The sequence below is a fragment of the Luteibacter sp. P4_D7_3 genome (genome assembly GCF_056401735.1).
Window position 1 is genome coordinate 1 of sequence record NZ_JBFUIT010000259.1, and the last position, 5,774, is coordinate 5,774.

Sequence of the window (5,774 nt, forward strand, 5' to 3'; positions counted from 1 at the left end):
AACTTGCCCTGGCCGCCGAAGGTCATCGTGCCCATCGTGAGGGTGGAGACTTTGAGGCCGGAACGGCCAAGCAGTCGATATTCCATGGGGATTCCTTGTGGGGAGTTAACCCGCTCACGTTAGCGTCGGCCTCATTCATCTGTAAAATGGAAAATTCTGATCGTATTAAGCACCACGCACACTCAATACCCATGGATCTCAAGCAACTCGAGTACTTTGTCGCCGTCGCGGAGGAGCGTCACTTCACGCGGGCGGCCCAGCGCCTCAACGTGGTCCAGTCCGGCCTTTCCCAAACCATCCGCAGCCTGGAAGACGAACTCGGTGGCCCGCTGTTCGTCCGCACCACGCGTAGCGTGGCCCTCACGGTGGCGGGCACGGTCTTGCTGGAGGAAGCGCACCGGGTGCTCGATGCGGCACGCTCGGCGCGTATGGCGGTGACCCAGGTGCACGGTCTCGCCCGGGGAAGGCTGCGCATCGGCGCTATTCAGAGCCTGGCCCCCTTCATCGACCTTCCAACCACCCTCGGGCGATTCCGCGACGCCTTTGGCGGCATCGACATCGAGCTTCGTTTCGACGGCACCGCCCATCTTCTGGAAGAAGTGCGCGACGGCCACCTGGATATCGCTTTTACCCAGCCACCTGCGCTGCCTGTCGCCGACGTGGTCACGAAGCTGCTGGTCTGCGAAGGCCTCGTGGCCGTGTGCCCGCCCAAGCATCGGCTGGCCGGTGCCCACGATGTGACGCTGGGTGACCTTGCGCAGGAAAGCTATGTCGATCTGCGCTCCGACTGGGGCATGCGCCAGCTGATCGACAACGCTTTCGCCGAGGCAGGCCTGAGTCGCCGTACCCGGTTCGAGGTCAACGACATGGGCATGTTGCTTGAACTCGCCGCGCAGGGCCTCGGCATCGCGCTGGTGCCGGAGTCGATCGCGAAGATTCGCCGCGACGACCGCCACGCCAGGCCCATCGCGTTCGCCGACATCGCCGAGGCCGAGGAACCGTGCTGGGAAATCGTCGTCGGATACCGCGCCCGTCAAGGCGAAGCACCGGGCCGTCTCGCCCAGGCCTTCCTCGACGTGCTCGTGCAGCCGGCGGGCGCCCTCTAGGGTTCGCCGTCCCTTGTAAACTCGCACGACCACCCGCCCGAGCGAACCGATGACGACGAAACCGCGCCCGTTTTCCATGATTCGTGACTTCGCACTGGCCGACTGGTTCACGCTGGGCAATGCGGCCAGTGGTGTCGGCGCGCTTTTCTCGACCATGACCTACCTGCAGGAAGGCGGCGTCTGGCACCTTTACATGGCGTGCGCACTGGTCCTGTTGGCGCTGATCTTCGACGTCCTCGACGGCCGTATTGCGCGGTGGCGCCAGCGGGCATCGCTGCTCGGCCGGGAACTGGACTCCCTTGCCGATGTGATCTCGTTCGGTGTGGCGCCCGCCGTCATTGGCTATGGCTGCGGCATGCAGGGTGGCCTGGACCGCGCGATCCTGCTCATGTTCGTCTGCTGCGGCGTCTCACGCCTGGCGCGATACAACGTCACGGCCGAGGATCATTCGAACGCCGAGGGCAAGGTCACTTACTTCGAGGGCACGCCCATTCCAACATCGATCGTCCTGGTCGCCGTGCTCTGCATCGCCGCCTCGATGGGCGCCCTGCACGAGAACCTCTGGCTCGGCAATGTCCGGATCGCTTCGCTCGGCCTGCATCCGCTGGCGCTGATGTTCGCCGCATCCGGCGCGTTGATGGTCAGCCGCATCCGCATCCCGAAGCTCTAGCTGTCCGAGAACTATCAGGCTGTCACTGGCTCGGCACGTTCTCGTCGCCAAGCGCGCAGGCCTATGGCGGCGAGGACGACAAATCCCGCATACAGCACGGCCGTGATCGGCAGCGACTTGTAGACGTACTCGCCGACATAGATGACGTCGACCGCGATCCATAGCCACCAGGCAGCGGCGTGTCGTCGTGCCTGCCACCACTGGGCGACGAGGCTGAAGGCGGTAAGCGCTGCATCCAGCCACGGCAACGAGGCGTCGGTGTACCTGTGCATCGCGTACCCGAGCGCCAGCGCCGCGGCCGTGCCGACGGCGAGGTGTCGCGTTGCGCTCCGCGTGTCCAGTTCCGCAACGCGGACATGACCGCTGCCGTCGAGGTGACGCGACCATCGATGCCATCCGTAAAGAATCAGGAAGGCAAAAATCACCTGCAGCATCGTATCCGAGTACAGCTTGGCATCGACGAAAATCCACGCGTAGGCAATCACCGATACCAGGCCCACCGGCCAGCACCAGGGACTGCGCCGCGCGGTCAGCCAGACGCCCGCCGCGCTGACCAGCGCGGCGGAAAGTTCGAACAGCGAAAGCTCAAAAGTCATAAGTCATCGAAAGGCGGGCAAGTCGCGGCATGCCGGGGAAGAGATAGCTATCACCACCCGACGTACCTGTATCGCGCCAGTAGAAGTGGTTGAACACGTTGTCCACGTTGAGCCGCCAGGTCATCGCATGACCGCCGACCGCCGTGACGAAACGAAGGCCCGCGTCGAACACATGGTACGCCGGGACGCGCGTGTCCCCGTTCGGCGTGGCCACGTTGGTACCCGCATAGCGCCAGCCACCGAGCACCGCCAGTTGCGGGRCGAAAGGCAAGGTGTAGTCGGCGTACACGGCCGTCCGCCAGCGGGGTACGTTGACGACCTGATGATCTTCATAATCCGGCGTGCCCGTATTCTCGGCACGCGCACGAATCACGTTGGCGCTGGCGGTCAGCCGAAGATTGTCGGTCACGCGCCCGGCCAGGTTGAGCTCGAGACCCGTGTGCACCTCCTGTCCCTGCTGGACGAAGGTGAAGCCTTCGGGCGTGTCGTCGGGACGGGCGAACTGGTAGGCCTGGCGAATCCGGTAGACCGCCGCCTGCAGGTCCAGGACATCGCTGACCGCATACTTCACGCCGGCCTCGACCTGGCGCGACTGCAACGGTGCCAGCGTGGTACCGCCGTTCGATGTCCAGTAAGGTGCCTCGCGCCCCAGCGACAGGCCTTCGCCGTAGCTGATGTAGGTCGTCAGGGGCGCCGTCGGCTGCCACAGCACGGCCGCCTGCGGCAGCGTCTTCGTCATCCGCGTATCGCGCTCGAGGGCACCACTGTCGTCATACGCACGCTCGTCGAGCTTGACCAGGCGAGCACCGGCAAGGACCTGCCATGTCTCGCCCAGATGCACGCGGTCGATCGTGAACAGCGTGCGCTGCCAGCTGGTCAGGYGGCGCGCCGAAGGGCCCGGCTCGTTGGGTGAAGGATCGAAATACGGCGGCGTACGATCGTCGATATTCGCGGTGCCGACATAGTCGTACACGTAGGGACGCTGATCCACGGTGCGGCGGAACGCGCTGGCACCGACGTTCACTTCGTGGTCGATCGCACCCGTCGAGAACGTTCCCGTGACGACCGCGCGCAGTTCGTCGTTCTGTCGCGTGTCGTCCGGACTACGGTAGTCATAGACATCGTAGTCGCCATTGGGAGCGAAGAAGTAGCCCGGCGTCGCGCCCGACGCACATGACGCGGCATAGAAGCAGCCGTAAGCGAAGGCGACGTTATCGTCGATCACCGTATGGCTGTGACCTGCCGAGACCTGCGCATTCCAGCTGTCGTCGAAGTGGTAGTTGAAGCGTAGCGACGTGTTGCTCGAGTGGATGCCGACAGGACGCTGCCAGGGCTCGTAACCGAGCAGGCGCGTACGACTGGGATGCTCGGGAATCTGCGTACCGCCCAGCAGCTGGTAACCGGACGCCGAGCGTTGACCGCTGGTCTGGTAGTCCGTGTCCAGTTGCAGGGTTGCCTGGTCGGTGATCTTCCAGTCGGCACCGAGAGACACGAAGCTGCGTCGTCCGTCGGTATGTTCGATGGCGGCGTGCGTCTGCTCATTCGCCGCATTCACGCGCAGGCCGAAGGATGGTGTGAACCATGCCCCCAGATCGACGGCCTCGTAGCTGGACCCGTGCGAATCCGTCCCGATCGTCACGCTGTGCACGTCGGCAGGACGCTTGCTCACGTAGTTGATCAGGCCGCCCGGCTCGACCACGCCGGCTTCCAGGCCACCAAGACCCTTCAGCACTTCGACGCGCTCCTTGCCTTCGAGCCCGGGCAATTGCTCGGCCGACTCGATCATGCCGTTGAAGCGAAAGCCCGTGGCAAGGTCCAGCGGGAAGCCGCGGATCGAAACGTCCTGGTAGTAGCCCGCCGGCGCGTAGTTGTCGTTGATCGCCGAATCACCGCGTACCAGTTCGCTGAGCGTCCTCGGCTGGCGGTCGTCGAGCTGCGCGCGGGTGATGACGGTGATCGCCGCCGGCGTATCGTGCAAGGGCGCGTTGCCGAAGCTGCCGAAGGTGTCCAACTGGGAATCGGCGGCCTGGTAACCGGTGGTGGTCGTGGCGTTCACATCCACCGTCGGCAGCGTACGCGCCTTCTGGGGCGTCGTATCGTCGGCGGCGTGCGCAACACCGAGCAGGGAGAACAAGGCCACGGCCAGCGGGGTACGGTAAAAAGTCATCGTCGTCTTCAGGTTCACGGACGAAGCGACGGCGAGCCACGTCGTCCCGGGACGTCCGTGGCTCTGCAAGCTCCCTACGCCGGTACTAACCGGGTCAGGTTCCAAGGGAMTCTCTCAGCCTGGCAACGCCAGGCACCCCCGCTTCTAGAACGGCTATTGAACCACGAATCAGCCGCCCGCGTGGCGGATCGCGTCGAGCAGCGCCTGCCCCTGCGCCCCGATGAACCAGGCGGCATGCCCGCGCAGGAAGGTGTGGTAGGCCACATCGGCGTGGTCGCGACGACCCGTCACGCCCTCGAAGTACTCGACCTCGGACAGGGCGAAATCGAGGTGGACGATCGGCAGGAGGTCGGCGAGCAGATCCAGGTCGTCGGCGGCCAAGGGGCATACCTCCCGGTAGCCCTCGATCAGGGCGAGCGCGAGGTCGGTGCGACCGATGTCTCCCTGCGCGATATCGAGCCATGCGATGGCGTTGCGTTCAATCGCCGTCGCCAGGTCGAACAAGCCGAACGTCACGGCGGAAAGGCCCAGGTCGAGTACGTCGGTGATCCGCGCCTCATCGCCGCCGTCGCTCCAGCACAGGTTCGATACGTGCCAGTCGCCGTGGGTCCATGATCGTGGTTGGCGGGAGATACCCTCAACGGCACGCGCATGCCAGGGTGCAATGGCCTCGCCGATCTCCGCACGCCAGTCGCGCTCGCGCAGGTACGCCTCCAGCGAAGGACGCGACGAAAGCGCGGCGTCGATAGCCAGCAACGGATCTGCCGACGAGAGAATGTCTGCCCGCGCCACCAGCAGTTGCGTGGTCCGCTGCGGCGCGCGGTAATCCCGAGCGGCCGCATGCAACCGCCCCAGCATCGCACCCGCGGCTCGCGCATGGGCGATGCCGCCGATCGGCGACCAGGAGAAGGCGTCGCGGTAGACATCGACACCGAGTGCTGGCGCATGCACTTCGTAGACCCACTCGCCGATCGCGACCGCCGACGCACCGTCGATGTCCGTCATCACCTTCGGCACGGCAATACCGCGTTGCCGCAGGTGTGTGGCGAAGCCGTGCTCCTCGGCCAGCGTCGCCGTCGAGCGCACGCTCCGGTGGTGACGTTTTACGAAGACCTCGCCCGTCGACGTACGCACGAGCGCGGCGGCCGACAACGGACGGGGACTACGCCAGTGCAGCGCCTCGACGGCGCCACCTGGCGGAAAACGACGCAGGAGCACCTCGACCTCGGCCAGGG

At 65.2% G+C, this 5,774-nt stretch carries 5 protein-coding genes and 1 riboswitch; of the genes, 2 read left to right on the forward strand and 3 right to left on the reverse strand.

The genetic code is table 11. The annotated features are described in order from the left end of the window. Positions 1 to 191: 191 nt before the first annotated feature. Both AC1DSN_RS17380 and pssA read left to right on the forward strand, forming a co-directional pair. Complete coding sequence (locus AC1DSN_RS17380; RefSeq protein ID WP_063571860.1) at positions 192 to 1,106, forward strand: LysR family transcriptional regulator; 915 nt, start codon at positions 192 to 194, stop codon at positions 1,104 to 1,106. A gap of 49 nt (positions 1,107 to 1,155) precedes the next feature. Next, positions 1,156 to 1,776 (forward strand): CDP-diacylglycerol--serine O-phosphatidyltransferase, encoded by a 621-nt coding sequence (gene pssA / locus AC1DSN_RS17385; protein ID WP_063571861.1) that lies wholly within the window; start codon positions 1,156 to 1,158, stop codon positions 1,774 to 1,776. A gap of 14 nt (positions 1,777 to 1,790) precedes the next feature. Here pssA and pnuC read toward each other — a convergent pair whose 3' ends face one another. The 3 genes from pnuC to AC1DSN_RS17400 form a co-directional block, all read right to left on the reverse strand. Next, entirely contained in the window at positions 1,791 to 2,372 is a 582-nt protein-coding gene (pnuC, locus tag AC1DSN_RS17390) for a nicotinamide riboside transporter PnuC (protein WP_477296173.1), read from the reverse strand. Beyond that, positions 2,362 to 4,539, reverse strand: a complete 2,178-nt coding sequence (locus tag AC1DSN_RS17395) for a TonB-dependent siderophore receptor (RefSeq protein WP_477331897.1) — start codon at positions 4,537 to 4,539, stop codon at positions 2,362 to 2,364. The genes pnuC and AC1DSN_RS17395 overlap by 11 nt, the downstream gene beginning before the upstream one ends. 54 nt (positions 4,540 to 4,593) lie before the next feature. After that, positions 4,594 to 4,689: riboswitch (TPP riboswitch) on the reverse strand. Positions 4,690 to 4,707: 18 nt separating this feature from the next. Continuing rightward, positions 4,708 to 5,774: phosphotransferase enzyme family protein (locus tag AC1DSN_RS17400; RefSeq protein WP_477331899.1), on the reverse strand; the 1,067-nt coding region annotated here is incomplete at its 5' end.